The sequence below is a fragment of the Sporosarcina sp. P2 genome (assembly GCF_002743255.1).
Taxonomy (GTDB): domain Bacteria; phylum Bacillota; class Bacilli; order Bacillales_A; family Planococcaceae; genus Sporosarcina.
On sequence record NZ_PDYY01000004.1, the window covers coordinates 81,682 to 100,055 of the forward strand.

Genomic DNA, 18,374 nt, shown 5'->3' on the forward strand with positions numbered 1-18,374 from the left:
GAGGAATTCTTTTGCGAAAACGAATCATTGCGGGCAACTGGAAAATGTTTAAATTATCTAGGGAAGCTGCAGAGTTTGCGGAACATATTAAAGAACAACTCACGGCGTCAGATCAAGTCGAAGCAGTCATTTGCCCACCGGCATTGTATCTGAACAATTTACTGCAACGTTTTGAAACGACTGCGATCAAAGTAGGCGCTCAAACGATGCATGATACAGACGAAGGGGCATTCACTGGCGAAATTAGCCCGGCTATGCTTGAAGACTTAGGGGTACAGTATGTCATTCTTGGACATTCTGAACGTCGTCAATACTTCAATGAAACAGACGATACAGTGAATCAAAAAGTACTCGCAGCGTTCAACCATCATTTGGTTCCGATCATCTGTGTAGGCGAAACATTGGATCAGCGCGAAGCACTTGAAACGGTTTCAATCGTCTCTGCGCAAGTGGAAAAAGCGTTTTTCGGTGTCACAGCGGAACAAGCGAAACAGTCCGTCATTGCGTATGAACCTATCTGGGCGATCGGCACAGGCAAAACAGCAACAGCTGAAGATGCCAATGAAGTATGTGCAGCGATCCGTCATAAGATCGAAACACTCTACTCATCAGACGTGGCGAATGCAGTCCGCATTCAATATGGTGGTAGTGTAAAACCAGAAAATATTGCTGAATTGCTAAGCAAAGATCATATCGACGGTGCATTAGTAGGAGGAGCAAGTCTTGATCCGACCGCATTCGTTAAATTAGTGGAGGCTGGGACTCATGGCGAATAAACCGGTCGCGTTAATTATCTTGGACGGTTTCGGCTTACGAGATGAAACGTACGGCAATGCGGTAGCGCACGCCAACATTCCAAACTTTGACTTGCTGTGGGAGAACTACCCACACGCAACATTGACGGCATGTGGAGAAGCAGTAGGGTTACCAGAAGGACAAATGGGGAACTCTGAAGTGGGGCACTTGAACATTGGTGCTGGACGTATCGTCTATCAAAGCTTGACGCGTATCAATAAGTCGATTCGTGAAGGCGAATTCTTTGCCAACGCGGCATTGCTTGAAACGATGGAGCATGTCAAAATGAAAGGCTCTGCGCTTCACGTAATGGGCCTATTGTCTGACGGTGGCGTTCATAGTCATTATGAGCATTTATTCGCTTTATTGAAGATGGCGAAAGAACACGGTGTAGAGCGTGTCTACTTGCATGCATTCCTCGATGGCCGTGACGTAGGACCAACGACGGCTCTTCCGTATATTAAACGTACGGAAGACGTGATGGAAGAAGTCGGTGTCGGTCAGATTGCGACTGTGTCCGGCAGATATTTTGCGATGGACCGCGACAAGCGATGGGAACGGGTGCAGAAAACGTATGACGCTATGGTGTATGGAATCGGACCACATTGTGATTCAGCAGAAGAAGGAATCCGAGCTTCTTATGCCGAAGAAATACATGATGAGTTTGTCGAGCCGTTTGTCATTCAACAAGACGGCAAACCGGTGGCGACGATTGACAATGGAGATGCGGTGATCTTCTTCAATTTCCGTCCAGACCGTGCGATTCAATTGTCACGTGCTCTCACGCAACCTGACTTTGATGGCTTTGATCGAGGCGTGAAAAAATTTACGGACTTACATTTTGTTGGCTTTACGCATTATAATGATGATGTAGTAGCGGACATTGTATTCCATAATGTCAATTTAACCAAAACAATCGGTGAAGTGCTTGAAGACCAAGGCAAGCGTCAGTTGCGGATTGCGGAAACGGAAAAGTATCCACATGTGACGTTCTTTATGAGTGGCGGACGCGAAGAGAAGTTTGAAGGAGAAACTCGAATTCTAATCAATTCGCCGAAAGTCGCGACGTATGATTTGAAACCGGAAATGAGCGCATACGAAGTGACGGATGCGTTAGTTGCCGAAATCGAAGCGGAACGACAAGATGCTATTATCCTAAACTTTGCGAATCCGGATATGGTCGGCCATAGCGGAATGCTAGAGCCCACTGTAAAAGCGATTGAAACGGTCGATACTTGTTTAGGCCGAATCATTGACGCTTTATCGGCAAAAGGCGGATCTGCTATCATCACAGCGGATCACGGCAATGCGGATGAAGTAACGACAATCGGTGGACAACCTATGACAGCGCACACGACAAATCCTGTACCTGTCATTGTCACGAATCCAGATGTCGTACTGCGCACAGACGGTATTCTTGCAGACTTGGCACCGACGCTATTGAAAATGTTAGGAATTCCACAACCGGTTGAAATGACCGGAAAACCATTATTCTAAGGAGAGATTTTCATGCCAATCATTACCCACATTCAAGCTAGAGAAGTATTGGATTCACGAGGCAATCCAACTGTAGAAGTAGAAGTATTCACAGAAAGCGGTGCCTTTGGACGTGCCATCGTACCATCTGGTGCATCTACTGGGGAGTATGAAGCGGTAGAATTACGTGACGGCGACGAAAATCGTTATAACGGTAAAGGTGTATTGAAAGCCGTAGATCACGTCAATGAAGTCATCTCTTCTGAATTCGAAGAAAACTATTCCGTATTGGATCAAGTTGTCATCGACAGAGCATTAATCGAACTTGATGGTACAGAGAATAAAGGCAAACTCGGTGCTAACGCCATTCTTGGTGTATCTATGGCGGTTGCACACGCAGCAGCAGACTACTTAGACGTTCCGTTGTACCAGTACCTTGGCGGCTTCAACGCGAAGCAATTGCCAGTACCGATGATGAATATCTTAAACGGTGGAGAGCACGCAGATAACAACGTCGACATCCAGGAATTCATGATTATGCCAGTTGGCGCAGAATCTTTCCGTCATGCACTTCGCATGGGTACGGAAATTTTCCACAGCCTAAAATCTGTTCTTCATGGCAAAGGCTTGAACACAGCAGTTGGAGACGAAGGCGGATTTGCTCCGAACCTGGCTTCTAACGAAGAAGCACTTTCTACAATTATCGAAGCAATTGAAAAAGCAGGTTACAAAGCTGGCGAAGATATTTTGCTTGCTATGGACGTAGCTTCTTCTGAGTTCTACGATAAAGACCAAAACAACTACTACCTTGCAGGTGAAGATATTCGTAAAACATCTGAAGAGATGGTTGCTTGGTATGAAGAGCTTTGCGACAAGTACCCAATCGTATCTATTGAAGACGGCTTGGACGAGAACGACTGGGATGGCCACAAGCTATTGACAGAGCGTCTTGGTAACAAAGTGCAATTAGTGGGTGACGATCTTTTCGTTACAAACACAGAGAAACTATCACGCGGAATCAAAGAAGGCATCGGTAACTCGATCCTGATCAAAGTGAACCAAATCGGTACATTGACTGAAACATTCGATGCGATTGAAATGGCGAAACGTGCGGGCTATACAGCAGTCATCTCTCACCGTTCAGGTGAATCAGAAGACGTGACGATTGCGGACATCGCAGTTGCGACAAACGCTGGCCAAATTAAAACAGGTGCACCTTCTCGTTCGGATCGTGTCGCGAAGTACAATCAATTGCTTCGTATCGAAGATCAATTGTTTGAAACAGCACAGTACCTGGGCAAAGATACATTCTATAATTTGAATAAATAATTGTAACTAGTACCAGTCAATCGGCGCAATTCGTAACAAAAGGTTGTGCCGAGGGACTTGCTTTGGTAGAATAGAAATGTTGTAACTTGCTATTTTTGGAGGTGGAAAAACATGCATGCAGTTTTCACAGCATCGCTGATAGTCGTAGCTATAGCATTAATAGTAGTCGTTTTATTGCAATCCGGTAAGAGTGCGGGACTGTCAGGGGCCATCTCCGGAGGCGCAGAGCAACTTTTCGGAAAACAAAAAGCACGTGGATTAGATCTCGTTCTACAAAGAGCGACAATCGTCTTATCCGTCTTATTTTTTGTCCTAACCATTGCGATCATGAAAATATAAAATGCAAGCGCCTGACCATGTTTGAACGGTCAGGCGCTTTTCGTAGAAAGGAACGAAAAACATGCGAATTGCCCAACCGAAACCATTTTTCTTTCAACATGGAAAACGTGCGGTATTACTGTTGCATGGGTTTACAGGAACATCCGCGGACGTGCGGATGCTCGGCCGCTTCCTTGAAAAACATAATTATACTTCATTGGCACCGCATTACCGCGGTCATGGCGTGCCGCCTGAAGAATTGATCCAGACGAATCCTGATCAGTGGTGGGAAGATGTAGTCGATGCATATAATCAGCTAAAAGAGGCAGGATATGATGAGATTGCTGTGGCGGGACTATCACTCGGTGGTGTATTTTCATTGAGACTCGCAGCGCAATTTCCGCTAAAAGGCATCGTGACGATGTGTGCACCGATGACGATGAAGACGACTGACTTGATGTGGTCAGGCGTGCTGAAATATGCACGAGATTACAAAAAATTCGCAGGTCAATCAGACGAGCAAATCAAATTAGAAATGGACGATTTGAAAACGAAGTCGATGCCGGGCCTTGACGGTTTACAATCCATGGTCCAAGACGTGCGCGATCAAGTCGACTGCATCTATACACCATTACTCGTGGTTCAATCGCGTCACGACGATGTAATTGATCCGAACTCTGCACAAATTATTTACGACGAAGCACAATCCACAGAAAAAGAACTACAATGGTACGAAGAATCAGGACATGTCATTACACTAGGTCCCGAAAAAGCACAACTTCACGAAAACGTACTACATTTTTTAGAATCCCTTGATTGGCAAGAGTGAAATTAGGGGAAGATATAACTAAAGGAAAAAAGGAGGAGATGATTGTTTGGAACCAAATATAAAAGAGTTACAAGAACGGGTTTTGTCTTTATTAAAAGAGAAATCCTATATGCCGTCCACTGTCCACGAGATTTCAGAAGCACTCAACTTAGAACAGGCGGACGACTTTAAAGATCTAGTGAAAATGCTCGTACAATTAGAACAGAACGGAAAAATCGTACGTTCACGCAATAACCGCTACGGCTTACCTGAACAAATGAATCTTCTTCGCGGAAAATTCATCGGTCATGCAAAAGGCTTCGGCTTTGTCGTACCAGAAGAAGTGGAGGGCGATGATGTCTTCATCCCACCTCATGAAGTAAACGGCGCGATGAATGGCGATATCGTCTTCGTACGCGTATCCGACAGCTCATTCGGAGATCGTCGCGAAGGCGTCATCACGAAAGTCGTCGAGCGTAAAACTACGCAAGTTGTCGGAACGTATCAAGCACATGAAGGATATGGTTTCGTCTTGCCGGATGACAAGAAATTGCCGATGGATTTGTATATTGAAACAGGTCATTCATTGGAAGCGGTAGACGGTCAAAAAGTGATCGCAGAAATCACCAACTGGCCGAGCGATGAAAACAATGCAACGGGCATGATCACACAGATTCTCGGGCATAAAAATGACCCAGGTGTAGACATCCTATCGATCATTCATAAGCACGGCATAGCGATCGAATTCCCTGAAGACGTAATGGAACACGCGAAAAGTGTACCGACGACAGTTCAGCCGGAAGACTTCGAAGGCCGTAGAGATTTACGTAAAGAATTGACGATGACTATTGACGGTGCCGATGCAAAAGACTTGGATGATGCGATTTCAGTCTTCAAAGAAGACAACGGATCCTATCGTCTATTTGTGCATATCTCAGACGTTAGCTACTATGTCACGGAGAACTCTCCAATGGACGTAGAAGCAGCAGACCGTGGCACGAGTGTCTATCTTACGGACCGCGTCATTCCGATGTTACCGCATCGTTTGTCTAACGGTATTTGTTCCATCAATCCAGGAGAAGACCGCTTGACACTGACATGCGAAATGAAAGTCGATGCCAATGGTAAAGTCATTGACCATGATATTTATCCAAGTGTCATCAACTCGAGTTATCGTATGACATATGATGATGTTTACCAAATAATCGATCATCAAGATGAAGAACTATCGAAGAAATACGAAGAAATCGTACCGATGCTAAACGATATGGCGAAACTGGCTAGTAATTTCCGTCAAAAGCGTAAAAACCGTGGCGCCATCGATTTCGATTTCAAAGAATCCAAAATTCTCGTAGATGAAGATGGCTGGCCGACAGACGTGATCATTATTGAGCGTACAGTTTCTGAACGTTTGATCGAAGAGTTCATGTTAGCTGCCAATGAAACCGTTGCAGAGCACTTAGATCGGATGAAAGTACCTTTCTTATACCGAATCCACGAAGATCCAAAAGAAGAGAAATTACAACGCTTCTTCGAGTTTCTTACGACATTCGGAATCGTCGTCAAAGGAACGGGTAAACAAGTAGATTCAGGCGCATTGCAAGAAATTGTGGAATCCATTGAAGGACTGCCAGAAGAATCTCTAATCTCGACGATGCTATTGCGTTCGATGCAACAAGCGAAGTACTTCCAAGACAGTATCGGTCACTTCGGTTTGGCGACGGAGTTCTACACGCACTTTACCGCACCGATCAGAAGATATCCGGACTTAATCGTTCACCGTCTCATTCGCACGTATTTATTCAATAAAGACGTCTCGGCACAAACGGTTGCCCATTGGTCTGCTGAACTACCTGAAATCGCTCGGCACACGTCTGAACGTGAACGTCGTGCAGTAGATGCAGAGCGTGATACGGACGCACTGAAGAAAGCACAGTTTATGGTCGATAAAGTTGGGGAAGAGTTTGAAGGCGTCATTTCGTCTGTTACGAACTTCGGCATCTTTGTGGAGCTTGCGAATACGATCGAAGGACTTGTGCATGTCAAGAACATGAACGACGACTATTATCGTTTCGATGATCGTCAAATGATGATGATCGGGGAACGTACAGCGAAACAATACCGTATCGGGGACGAAGTAAAAGTGCGTGTGACATCTGTTAAGCCAGAAGAGCAAGCAGTGGACTTCGAAATCGTTGGAATGAAAGAAAACTTCAGAGGCTCTCGTAAAGAGACACCAAAAGTCATCCAAGCTGGCAGAGGCAAGAGCCGTGGCCAAGGTGCAGGTAGAGGAAGAAGTCAAGGTACTAGTACTAAACCGAGTGCGGGTGGCGGAGCGAAAAGTTCCAGCGACAAGCGCAATAAAAAGTACGAAAAGCCAAAGAAGAAGTTTTATGAAGGTATGCCAAAGAAATCTAAGAAACGTCCAAAGAAAAAATAAGACTGGAGCATGTCTCCGGTCTTCTGTCAGGGAGGAATTTGCATGGCCAAAGGAACTGGAAAAGTACTCGCCGTCAATAAAAAGGCGAACTTTGATTACGCAATTGAAGAAACGATTGAAGCAGGAATCGTACTAAAAGGAACGGAAATTAAATCAATCCGCAAAGGGAAAGTCCAGTTGCGCGATGCGTTTATATTAATCCGTAACAATGAAGCATGGCTGTCGAATATGCATATCAGCCCCTATGAACAAGGGAATATCCATAACCATGATCCGGTTCGCGTGCGAAAATTACTGTTGCATAAAAAACAGATTGCTTCACTCGCAGGCACGATGAAAGAACAAGGTTATTCGATCATCCCGTTGAAAATGTATATTAAAAACGGCTTTGCCAAAGTATTGATTGGCGTAGGTAAAGGGAAGAAACTCTATGATAAGCGCCAAGACTTGAAAGAAAAAGAGCATAAGCGCGATATGCAACGAGCTTTCAAAGCCAATCAACAAGATTGATAATCCTGCCGATTTATTGTATACTAGATGAAGTATCAAGTACGACCCGCCGTTTTAAGTGAAACGGGCCTGGGTTCCGGACTTTCCTTCGGGGACGTTACGGATTCGACAGGGGTGGTCTGGGCTTGAGCCGCGCGTCGGAGGGATCGTCTCCGTCAGAAACGACAGTTAATAATAACTGGCAAAACAAACAACAACCTAGCATTCGCAGCATAAGCTGTTGAATCTACCTTCCGTTTCCATCGCTCATGTGGAGGCGTAAGGTTCACTTATAGTGAGCTACGATGACATCTGCATTCTGAGGCTGTCATAAGAGATTCCCGGAATAGCGCACAGGAAGCCCTGATTGATGGCATAATGCTTGCGCGAAACCAAATGATCAATCTACACGCGTAGACGCTGAAGTAGCAGAGCCTTTGGACGTGGGTTCGACTCCCACCGTCTCCATATTAATGTATATGGGTAACCCACCAGTAATTTACTTGCTGGTGGGTTTTTTGGTGGAGATATTTTTGTAGGGACGGTTCTAGTTTGCGGTGGTGGAAAGGATTCGGGGGAAAGAGATAGGAGAAGAGAGGAGGACCGCGCCAAAAAAGGGGTACATCGCCCTAAACTGGCTGGTGACCGCGCTAAAAGTGATCATGACCGCGCGAATGTTATGTTGCACCGCGCCATTTGCTGTCACAATCGCGCTAAAGTGTAAGCGAACCGCGCTATAGTGCTGCTGTCCGCCATTACTTGCAATAGGTTACTAGGTCTTCAAAAAAAATGAATGTAATCATGAATTAAGCCTGAGTTGTATACGGACCAAGTATCCTCATCAATATAGAGTAAAAGAATCAGTAAATAAGGTACCCAATCCCAACACAAATCAGAAATAATTCTGAACCAGACTAAGATTGTGTGAGGGCAAGATACTTTTTTGACGTTAAACCTCTATCCCCGCAATCCCAAATCCTCCAGGACCAGAATGTGACGAAATCATAGCGCCAGCTTCAATCCACAGACTATTTTCGAATCCTTTTTCCAGTGCAATTTCATTGACCCGTTCTTTAATAGTTTCACTAAGTCCGATAGAGTATATAAAATAAATTTGTTGTCTTTCAATGTCGTATTGCTGTAAATAATCAAGTAGTAAACTTTCAGCCACTTTGCTCATTTTCCCACGATACTTTTTAGTTGAAACAAGCTTTCCTTCCACTAATTCAATACATGGTTTAATTTTTAACAAAGCACCGCCAAGATACGCCATATTGCTAACTCGTCCGCCAGCTCGTAAAAAGTCTAAGCTACCCGGAAGGAAGGCAAGTCTCGCTTTTGGAACCTTTTCTTCGATTTTTTCTAGCAAGTGGACAGGATCCATTTCGGGTTCTTCCTCCAGCAGAGCCACCGCATACATAATCACTGCTGTTAATCCGCCTGTAACGTTTAATGCGTCGATTAAATAAATATCCTCGAAATCTTCCGCAGCTGTTAACGCATTTTGATAGGAAACAGACGCCTTTGATGTATACCCTACATGAATGATTGTACTATCAGGAAATTCCGTTCGAATTTTTTTGAAAAACTCTTGGTACTCATGAGTGTTCGTGGCCGCGGTGGACGGTGTTTTTTTGGTGCGGTCGTAAAAATCAAATATATCTTGTACAGGTAGATGACCGTCTAAATAGTCTTGACCGTCCATGATGACGTGCATGGGTACTACATGGATATTGTGTTTCTTTGCTAGGAAGTCCGGTAGATCGGCACCGCTTTCGGTTGTTAGTATGATTTTTTTCATTGTGTATCGCCTCCAGTTTGTATTTTATTAGGTGTGTGGGTTATTGAGTTTAGTTTAACTATACAGGATAGATGAGCGATGTATGTCGGAATTTATAAAATATGTAAAAGAGTAGTTTTGCTAATCTTAATGAACAGCTAATTTGGTTGGGAACGTCATGTGGTAATAGGAAAGATTGTAACAGAAGGCTCCGTTGTATTTTCTATATGGATAGTAGGAGAGGAAACTACATTAAGGGCAATTTTTAATGAAAAATGGAACAAGCATCACGCTTGATTCATATATTTGGCCCTTGTTTTAAACCGTACCATGTAGTTTTATGTACAATTAGTAGATATGATATGATAAGAACAGATGCACCTATAATAGATGTTTTAGTATGTCTAAATAGAAGGATTAGTAAGTGAAGATCGTTTAGGTGCATGGAGTGAAAGATCAATAGCAATGTACATTTTATAAAAGAAAAGCGAGGAACATAACATGGCTGAATTAAACACGACATTATTTAGTGCTGCTGACAACTTGCGCAGCAAAATGGACGCATCAGAATATAAGAACTATCTATTAGGATTGATATTCTATAAATACTTATCCGACCGGTTATTAGAAAAAGTAGTCGAGCTTGCTGATGAATCATTGGAAGAATACGATACAGCAGATAAACAAACACAACTATATAGAGAGTTATTAGCCGATGTAGACGTAAAAGATGACTTGATTGAAACACTGGTGGATACATTAGGTTACGATATCGAACCAGATTATTTGTTCAATGTCTTAACAGATCAGGCGAAACAAAACACGTTCCAGTTAAATGACTTGAACAAAGCATTTATCGACTTGTCTACAAAATATGATCAATTCAATGGCTTGTTCGATGATGTGGATTTAACGTCTAAAAAATTGGGATCAGATCCACAGCAGCGCAATATTACGATTACAGAAGTGATTAAGAAACTTAATCCGATTAATCTACTAGGGCATGGTGGAGATGTAATTGGAGATGCTTATGAGTTTTTAATCAGTCAGTTTGCTTCAGAAGCGGGAAAGAAAGCAGGAGAGTTCTATACACCACATGAAGTATCGGTCATGATGGCGCGTATTGCGGCAATCGGTCAAGAAGATAAAAAGTTATTTAGCGTATATGACCCGACGATGGGATCCGGTTCCTTGATGTTGAATGTCCGAAATTATATCAACCATCCGGAAAGCGTCAAATATCATGGACAAGAGTTAAACACGACCACGTATAACCTTGCAAAGATGAACTTGATCTTGCATGGTGTAGACAAGGAAGATATGCGTTTAAGTAATGGAGATACGTTGAACAAAGACTGGCCAACAGAAGAACCTTATACATTTGATTCAGTATTAATGAACCCGCCATATTCAGCTAAATGGTCTGCTGATGATACGTTCATGGACGACTCTCGTTTTAATCGATATGGAAGACTAGCACCTAAATCAAAAGCAGATTTCGCTTTTTTATTACATGGACTGTATCACTTGAAGGATTCAGGAACCATGGCAATCGTTCTTCCTCATGGCGTGTTATTCCGTGGCGCTGCAGAAGGTATTATTCGTAAGAAGTTATTAGAAGACGGCAATATTGATGCGGTTATTGGCATGCCAGCGAATATGTTTTTTGGAACAAATATCCCAACAACGGTCCTAATTTTGAAGAAGAACCGTACTACTCGTGATGTATTATTTATTGATGCGAGTAAAGAGTTTGTAAAAGGTAAGAATCAAAATAAACTCATCAATGAAAATATTAATAAGATTGTTGATGCGTATAACAAAAGAGAAAACATTGAGAAGTATGCATATCTTGCAGCGTTTGAAGAAATTAAAGAAAATGAATTTAATTTGAATATACCTAGATATGTTAATACTTTTGAAGTAGAAGAACCGATAGACATGGCATTAATTGGTTCAACTATCAGTGATATTAGAAATGAAAAATCAGAACTTAAATATAGCTTACATGAGATGATTTCTACACTTCATTTTGATTTAAAGAATGAGGATTGGATTAAAGGTGCATTAGAGGTGTTTAATAATGAAGAATAATTTATTCCCTGAAATTAGATTTCGAGGTTTTACTGATGAGTGGAAGAATCAAAAATTAGGAGAAGTGTTTGAACAAACTTCAGAATATGTTAATCCTAAAGTAGAAAATTTGGAATTGTGGAGTCTTACTGTTGAAAAAGGACTAACGCCAAAAACTGCGCGCTACAATAGGGAGTTCTTAGTGAAAAAAGAAGATCAGTTTAAAGCTGTTTCAGAAAATGAATTTATTTATAATCCAATGAATATGACTCTAGGTGCGGTAGATTTAAATCTAACAGGTAAAAAGGTCGCGGTATCAGGATATTACATCACTATGAAAAACATTGTAAACCACGATAGCAAATACTTTAGTGTTTGGCTAAAGTCACCTTTAGCGATAAAGAAGTATAAATCTTATGCGACAGGTTCGTTAATTGAAAGACAGAGAGTACAATTTCCAACATTAGTACAAATAAAAGCTCTAATACCTTCACGAGATGAACAAATAAAAATAGGAGAGTTTTTCAGGCAGTTAGATGAAACTATCGCTCTTCAAGAGCAAGAACTAACCATCCTCAGACAAACAAAACAAGGATTCTTGCAAAAAATGTTTCCACAAGAAGGGGAATGTGTGCCAGAACTTCGTTTTCCAGGATACTCTAAGGTTTGGGAGCAAAAGAAGATAGGTGATCTAGCCAATATTGTACGTGGCGCTAGTCCTCGTCCTATTCAAAATTCTAAATGGTTTGATAAAGAGTCTGGAATTGGATGGTTACGAATTTCTGATGTGACTGAACAAGATGGGCGTATACATTATCTCGAACAGCATATATCGAAAGCAGGACAAGAGAAAACACGTGTACTAACTGAACCACATCTACTACTTAGTATAGCTGCAACGGTTGGAAAACCTGTGGTCAACTATATTAAAACAGGTGTACATGATGGTTTCTTAATTTTTCTGAAACCAAAATTTGAGCGTGAATTTATGTTTCAGTGGTTAGAGATGTTTCGTCCGAAATGGGTTAAATACGGACAACCTGGTAGTCAGGTTAACTTAAATTCTGAATTAGTGAGAAATCAAGAAATCTTTTTGCCAAGTATTGAAGAACAGAAAGAAATTGGAGAGTTCTTCATAAAGTTAGATAATATTATTACTCTTTCTAAACAAGAACTAGAAGCTCTACAACAAACCAAAAAAGCTTTCCTACAGAAGATGTTTGTCTAAGCGAATAGAAAGGAGGACAACGCATGACGAAAACACCTCATAACGATGAAGAAGAAGTCGAACGTCGTTTGATTGAAGTCCTGGGTGAAGGACATAACCAATGGAATTATCGTCCAGACCTCAAGTCAGAAGATGATCTATGGAAGAACTTACGGCAAAAGATTATTCAAAATAACTTAGCGGAAATCGGTGAGACGCCATTAACCGATCCCGAATTCGATACGATCAAAACAGAATTACTGTTAAAAACCAAAACTCCATTTGAAGCAGCGAAGTGGCTGAAGGGAGAGAATGGCATTGCCCGTATTACGATTGAACGTGAAGATGTTTCGATCGGGGCCATGTCGTTGGTTCTGTACTCCAATCAAGATATAGGAGGGGGAATCTCTACATATGAAGTGGTTCATCAGATTGCGAAGAAGAAAACGAGTGTAGAGGACCGTGATCGTCGATTTGATGTAACGTTGTTAATTAACGGCTTGCCTATCGTTCAAATTGAATTGAAACAAGTCACTGCGAAAGACGGTTACTTTCAAGCCTATAATCAAATCAAGAAGTATGCGGAAGAAGGAGCGTTCCGAAATAATATTTTTTCTACCTTGCAATTGTTTGTTATTTCAAATGAGCAAACGACTCGCTACTTTGCGAATGCTATGCCGAAAGATATGCACAAAAAATTCCTCTTTAGCTGGCGTACAACAGATAATCGAAAAGTAGACAATCTATATGAGTTCGTCAAGCAAGTCCTCAATATACCGGATGCGCATCGATTGATTGCGAATTATACGATTGTCAGTGAAGATCAGGATAATAAAGCCTTGATGGTACTACATTCGTATCAAATTCATGCGATTGAGGCGTTGTTCACGTCGGCGATGAAACACCAATCAGGCTATGTCTGGCACGCGACAGGGTCGGGAAAAACCTTAACGAGTTTTGTATCGACCAAGTTATTAGCGAGAAAAGCAGGTGTGGATCGCACCGTGATGTTGATTGACCGGAAAGACTTGGACAATCAAACGACGAGCGAATTTACGAAGTTTGCTTCTGAATTTAATACTGGTATATCTTCTGGAACGGCGAAGTCGAATAGTTTAATTGTCGGGACAGGAAGCTCTAAAGAGTTGAGTGATACGCTGCTATCTAGTGCTAATTCTAATACGGTGATTATAACGACGCGTCAAAAGTTGGAAGCTGCTTTACGTTATGCGGAAAAACAAGAAGAACAAAAAGGGTCGCAACGTTTCAAGAAACTGATGGGCCAACATATCGTGTTCATTGTTGATGAATGTCACCGTGCTTTAAGCGCCGAAGGGATGGAAGCGATCAAGGAATTCTTCCCTAACTCTACATGGTTCGGCTTTACGGGCACACCGATCTTTGAAGAGAATAAGAAACAAGCAAAAGGTCGGTTGGCGCGTACAACACGTGACCAGTACGGTGAAGTGCTGCACACGTACACGATTAAAAATGCACTCGATGATGGAGCGGTATTGGGTTTCCAGGTTGAACATGAAGATACGATTGAACCTGTCTCGTTGACCAACTATATCTTTGCTCAATTGCGCGCAAAAGAGAAATACGCAGCGCTAAGCGACAATGAAGTAAATGATGAAATCGACAAAATGACCGGAATCGAAAGGGAAACGTATATTGAACCTTCTTCTTATGAACAGGACGAGCATATTCAAAAAGTCCTGCATAAGATATTCCGTCCCGATAATGCCTACACGAAATTTGATTTTGAAAATGGGAAGCCCCAGAAGTCTGCCATCTTAACGACCAGCTCGATTGCGATGGCGAAGCGATATTACCATGCGATCAAGGATATGACGAGTGACCCGGATTGGCTGACGAAGGAATTCGCCGGCCATCCGATTCGGACAGGTCGTACCATTGACGATCCTGGTTTCCCGCGAGTGGCCATCACGTATTCATTGCAGGAAAATGAAGAAGACTCCAAAGAGAATCAAGACGAGATGAAAGAGATCATCAAGGATTACAACGAGTATTATGGAACGTCCTGGTCAATAGAAGATATTAACCGCTACAATGGCGATATCAACAACCGACTGGCGCGTAAAAGAGCCGAATTTAAACAGTTGGGGAAGCAAGTCGATTTAGTCATTGTTGTCGATCGCCTGTTAACGGGATTCGATGCGCCTACGGTCCAAACGTTATTTGTCGATCGTAATCTAAGTTACGCGAATCTGATTCAAGCATTTTCTCGGACGAACCGTACGTATCCAGGGAAAAAGAAAGGCTTGATTGTAACATTTAGAAAGCCTGCGACGATGGAATACAATGTGAACGAGGCAACTAAGCTGTACTCGCGAGCACAAGAAGAAACCAACCTGGTGTATCCATCGTACAAAGACTCGAAGAAACGCTTCAAGAAAGCCCATTCGTCCTTTACTGCGTCAGTACCGAATCCTGAAAGTATCGACGAGCATTCACCGATTGAAGAGCGCATTGAGTTCGTCAAAGCATTCCAAGAGTTAAACAATGCCTATGAAGCGCTAGTTACGTACGATGACTACAATGATGACATGGAGAAATCACAAGCACTTCAAGATCAAGTGAAAGTGCTGGAGGATTATGTCGGAATCTACAATACCGTAAAGGGTTCACTGACAGATGAAAGGGAACAAGGAAATCCCGATGACGATCCCGACTTTTCAGGAATCGAGTTCTATGGAGATAACGCCATTAAGTTGTATGACATCGACTCGACCTATATCGACCGCTTACTGGAAACCTACGCAGCAAACAGCCCGGACATCCGGGAAGAAATCGAAAAGGCGCTTCAAAAATTAAATAAGTCGGATGTCGTGAAAAATGTTTATACGGATATTCTAAATGCGATTGACGCCAAGGAAGTGGACGAAGATGAAGACATTTTCGCAGTCAAGCGACGTTATTTCACATCGGCATATGACGAAGCGATAGAAAATCAATCGAATACATGGTTTGTGAAAGAAGATCAACTACATCTATCCGCCATTCAGTACACCGTCGGATCAGACATCATACCAAATATCAGAGGGATTCTAGACAGCAAGGAATTCGATAAGTATAAAGCTGAGAATCCGGGTGCGAAGCCGTTGAAGTACGGACCGGAAATGAAGCGTGATTGGATTCATGTGTTGAATGAGGTTATTGTTCCTTTGGGGGATGAGTTGAGGTGAGGTGGTGAATATATTAATGTGGTGATGATATGATAATATCTCTTTGTGAAGCACAAGTAATGGACTATTAAGGACCTGAGTTTGTGATTCTCCTTTATTATTGCTACAAGGATGAAAATAATGCGGACATTACTTAGCAATTTGATTCATTGTTCTTTATAAAGCGGACAAAGATAGTGAGAATAAGGACAACCGTAAGCTTTTTATAATGTTTGTCTAAGTTGAAATTGTAAACGTTGGTATAATTATAATGGAAGACGAAATGGGGGTGAAAACATCACTGGGGTTTCATTTACAATTATTCGTGAATGGGTAACATTCGCCGCCAATATCTGTATTCTATTCATCACAATCTATACTTTTTATCTCACATTTATTTCAAACAGAATTAAGTTTCTCTCTGTATCTGAATCTTTTTCTATTCGCGATGGCAACAACTTTTCAGTTGTCTTGGAAAATAAATCATTGTCCCCTTTAGTCATTGAAGAAATTTGCTTAATAATTGAAAATGAACATAAAGTTCAGTTGGCAAAGTACGGGAGCCCGTTAATACTAGATGCATTTAAGGCGAAGAAAATAATAGCTGACAGATATTCATATACTAGACCTGATATATCACCACTTATAGGTAAGAGCGTAGTCCTAGAAGTAAAGACATCTAAGAAGAAACTATACATACATACTTATAAAAGGACTCCGAAAGCTTCAAAAGAGATGCGGAATAATTCATGTAATGTTAGTAAGATCACAAATACTTACAATGGAAAGATTGTACCTGAAAAAGCAAAGTTTGTTCTGTTTGTATTTAAAGAAGAGTGGGAAAAGACGATATTTGTTTTCAAAACGGGTGTGCTGACCGAAGAAATTCAAGGTTATAATGGTTTACCTGAAGAAGCGGTAAAGGATAAAGAAAGTTTAATCTTATTTTTGGATAGTTGGTTTGAATCAACCGGAATTAAGTACAAAGTCGATAAGTTGGATAATAACTTAATCAAAGGCCTTGTTGGAAATGGACAATCCACGGAAAAGAAAAAGTATTAAAGCATGAAATAGGACATGATTTAAAATATGATACCTGTGTGAGAAACAAACGTGAATGTTTAAATAATCATGAAAGTTTAACGCACAGGTACCTTTAATTTAAGCTGAAAATCCCGGTGCCAAGCCATTGAAGTATGGACCGGAAATGAAGCGTGATTGGATTAGTGTGTTGAATGAGGTTATTGTTCCTTTGAGTGATGAGTTGAGGTGAAATCACTATCGAACGTTTAGCTTTCGAAGTTTAGCAAAAGAGTCAAATAATAGGTGGAAAAGAGTAATTAAGCCTATTCTATATAAATAATAGGAACTATCTGGTGGGTGATTTAGTGATAAAAAAACGAAAAAATAATATGAGGTTCTTATTCATCACTTTTTTTGTGACTCCTTTCATTTTATCAATTGTAATAGGCTTTAATTTTCTGGACTTAAATTTTCTTTTGGAAAATGAAAATATCAAAAGTTCTTTAGATATTTCAGGATATCTATTTACTCTTTCTAGTTTAAGTCTAGTTTTTATCTTATTTAAAAACTTTAAACGCTCTGATTATACTAGATTTGAAATAAATAAGAACTATCTTGAAAATAATGCAGAGGAAAAGCTGGTCCATTCACTTACGAATATTAAAGTCTGCCTAACTGAAAACACAGTTAAAGATTTATATTCTAGTTGTATAGTAATAAAAAATATATATAATGATTTGAAGGATGAGCAATCTGATGTTGATTTAAAAGCTTATACCTCTGAAATAAAATCTGTGTTTAACTTGTTGAATAAATTCAAGCTAAGTTCAATTGGTTTTGAATCTGATATTGTAAAATTTAAGAGTATTACCTCTGATAATAAACATTATATTGTAGGTAAAATTGATGAATTATTATGGCAGTTAAAGCAAAGGAGTAGTTTGAATGAATAACAGAGACTTACAAGTGATAGAAAAAGTAAGTGAAAGATTTTCAGATTATGAATGGAAGCTATTAAATTCTAAAGAAGAAAGTTTTCAAGCTATTCAGTTCCCAATCGATGCAGAAAAAGTTGTTAATAATTTTCACGCTGAAGTTGTAAAAGGTATGACAGTTGTAGTAGGGGCATATCAAACTAGATTCTATTACGAGGAAGATAGATATTCTTGGGAAAAAGAATGTTACGTCGCTATAATTGTTACTAAACAAGGAGTTGCTAATTGTATTGCATTCATTACAAGCAAAGAAATTGAAAATAAAATGAATAATCTGTTTATTAATATCAAATTGAATAACTTCACCAAAAAAAATCCTATTGTTAAATTGTATGATGACGTTAATAGGAAAGTTAGTGGTATAGAAAATTTATACGATGACTTTTTAGGAGAAGATAAATAATATTTATTAGATGAATGAATCTAAAAACTAAGGTACCTGTGTGAGAAACA

Annotated in this window: 14 protein-coding genes and 1 other RNA gene; 14 read left to right on the top strand and 1 reads right to left on the bottom strand. The window is 40.8% G+C overall.

Going from position 1 to position 18,374, the window contains the following annotated elements:
- Positions 1–11 precede the first annotated feature (11 nt).
- The 8 genes from tpiA (at position 12) to ssrA (ending at position 8,126) form a co-directional block, all read left to right on the top strand.
- Positions 12–776: a triose-phosphate isomerase gene (tpiA, locus tag CSV67_RS05875; protein WP_099630674.1), complete on the top strand. Its 765-nt coding sequence runs from the start codon at positions 12–14 to the stop codon at positions 774–776.
- Positions 766–2,292: a 2,3-bisphosphoglycerate-independent phosphoglycerate mutase gene (gene gpmI / locus CSV67_RS05880; RefSeq protein ID WP_099630675.1), complete on the top strand. Its 1,527-nt coding sequence runs from the start codon at positions 766–768 to the stop codon at positions 2,290–2,292. The genes tpiA and gpmI overlap by 11 nt, the downstream gene beginning before the upstream one ends.
- 12 nt (positions 2,293–2,304) lie before the next feature.
- Positions 2,305–3,600 carry a phosphopyruvate hydratase gene (eno, locus tag CSV67_RS05885; RefSeq protein WP_099630676.1) on the top strand — a complete coding sequence of 432 codons (1,296 nt, stop codon included), beginning with the start codon at positions 2,305–2,307 and terminating at the stop codon, positions 3,598–3,600.
- Positions 3,601–3,711: 111 nt separating this feature from the next.
- Entirely contained in the window at positions 3,712–3,939 is a 228-nt protein-coding gene (secG, locus tag CSV67_RS05890; protein ID WP_029054061.1) for a preprotein translocase subunit SecG, read from the top strand.
- A gap of 61 nt (positions 3,940–4,000) precedes the next feature.
- A complete protein-coding gene (locus CSV67_RS05895; protein WP_099630677.1) occupies positions 4,001–4,747 on the top strand; it encodes an alpha/beta hydrolase in 747 nt (248 codons plus the stop codon).
- 109 nt (positions 4,748–4,856) lie between these two features.
- A complete protein-coding gene (gene rnr, locus CSV67_RS05900) occupies positions 4,857–7,166 on the top strand; it encodes a ribonuclease R (protein WP_233192572.1) in 2,310 nt (769 codons plus the stop codon).
- A gap of 42 nt (positions 7,167–7,208) precedes the next feature.
- The gene (smpB, locus tag CSV67_RS05905) at positions 7,209–7,676 is read left to right on the top strand and encodes an SsrA-binding protein SmpB (protein ID WP_099627435.1); all 468 of its coding nucleotides are present in this window, start codon (positions 7,209–7,211) and stop codon (positions 7,674–7,676) included.
- Positions 7,677–7,766: 90 nt separating this feature from the next.
- Positions 7,767–8,126, top strand: a transfer-messenger RNA (tmRNA) gene (ssrA, locus tag CSV67_RS05910).
- A 478-nt stretch (positions 8,127–8,604) separates the two neighbouring features.
- On the opposite strand, the gene CSV67_RS05915 is transcribed toward ssrA, so the two are convergent.
- The gene (locus CSV67_RS05915) at positions 8,605–9,456 is read right to left on the bottom strand and encodes a DegV family protein (protein WP_099630679.1); all 852 of its coding nucleotides are present in this window, start codon (positions 9,454–9,456) and stop codon (positions 8,605–8,607) included.
- 480 nt (positions 9,457–9,936) lie between these two features.
- Here CSV67_RS05915 and CSV67_RS05920 point away from each other — a divergent pair, with 480 nt between their 5' ends.
- From CSV67_RS05920 to CSV67_RS05945, 6 genes are all read left to right on the top strand, one after another.
- On the top strand, positions 9,937–11,529 hold the full coding sequence (locus CSV67_RS05920) for a type I restriction-modification system subunit M (RefSeq protein WP_099630680.1): 1,593 nt from the start codon (positions 9,937–9,939) through the stop codon (positions 11,527–11,529).
- Positions 11,519–12,736: a restriction endonuclease subunit S gene (locus CSV67_RS16530; RefSeq protein WP_143560688.1), complete on the top strand. Its 1,218-nt coding sequence runs from the start codon at positions 11,519–11,521 to the stop codon at positions 12,734–12,736. Before CSV67_RS05920 ends, CSV67_RS16530 begins: the two co-directional genes overlap by 11 nt.
- Positions 12,737–12,759: 23 nt before the next feature.
- Positions 12,760–15,924, top strand: a complete 3,165-nt coding sequence (locus tag CSV67_RS05930) for a type I restriction endonuclease subunit R (protein ID WP_099630681.1) — start codon at positions 12,760–12,762, stop codon at positions 15,922–15,924.
- 450 nt (positions 15,925–16,374) lie between these two features.
- Entirely contained in the window at positions 16,375–16,965 is a 591-nt protein-coding gene (locus tag CSV67_RS05935; protein ID WP_143560689.1) for a hypothetical protein, read from the top strand.
- Positions 16,966–17,291: 326 nt separating this feature from the next.
- The gene (locus CSV67_RS05940) at positions 17,292–17,879 is read left to right on the top strand and encodes a hypothetical protein (RefSeq protein WP_099630683.1); all 588 of its coding nucleotides are present in this window, start codon (positions 17,292–17,294) and stop codon (positions 17,877–17,879) included.
- On the top strand, positions 17,872–18,324 hold the full coding sequence (locus CSV67_RS05945) for a hypothetical protein (protein ID WP_099630684.1): 453 nt from the start codon (positions 17,872–17,874) through the stop codon (positions 18,322–18,324). The genes CSV67_RS05940 and CSV67_RS05945 overlap by 8 nt, the downstream gene beginning before the upstream one ends.
- Positions 18,325–18,374 lie beyond the last annotated feature (50 nt).

Bases quoted from the DNA above. Each gene is read 5' to 3' on its own strand.
- CSV67_RS05930 (WP_099630681.1), top strand. From the start codon at position 12,760: ATGACGAAAACACCTCATAACGATGAAGAAGAAGTCGAACGTCGTTTG.
- CSV67_RS05920 (WP_099630680.1), top strand. From the start codon at position 9,937: ATGGCTGAATTAAACACGACATTATTTAGTGCTGCTGACAACTTGCGC.
- secG (WP_029054061.1), top strand. From the start codon at position 3,712: ATGCATGCAGTTTTCACAGCATCGCTGATAGTCGTAGCTATAGCATTA.
- CSV67_RS05895 (WP_099630677.1), top strand. From the start codon at position 4,001: ATGCGAATTGCCCAACCGAAACCATTTTTCTTTCAACATGGAAAACGT.
- smpB (WP_099627435.1), top strand. From the start codon at position 7,209: ATGGCCAAAGGAACTGGAAAAGTACTCGCCGTCAATAAAAAGGCGAAC.
- rnr (WP_233192572.1), top strand. From the start codon at position 4,857: ATGCCGTCCACTGTCCACGAGATTTCAGAAGCACTCAACTTAGAACAG.
- eno (WP_099630676.1), top strand. From the start codon at position 2,305: ATGCCAATCATTACCCACATTCAAGCTAGAGAAGTATTGGATTCACGA.
- CSV67_RS05945 (WP_099630684.1), top strand. From the start codon at position 17,872: ATGAATAACAGAGACTTACAAGTGATAGAAAAAGTAAGTGAAAGATTT.
- CSV67_RS05915 (WP_099630679.1), bottom strand. From the start codon at position 9,456: ATGAAAAAAATCATACTAACAACCGAAAGCGGTGCCGATCTACCGGAC.
- gpmI (WP_099630675.1), top strand. From the start codon at position 766: ATGGCGAATAAACCGGTCGCGTTAATTATCTTGGACGGTTTCGGCTTA.
- CSV67_RS16530 (WP_143560688.1), top strand. From the start codon at position 11,519: ATGAAGAATAATTTATTCCCTGAAATTAGATTTCGAGGTTTTACTGAT.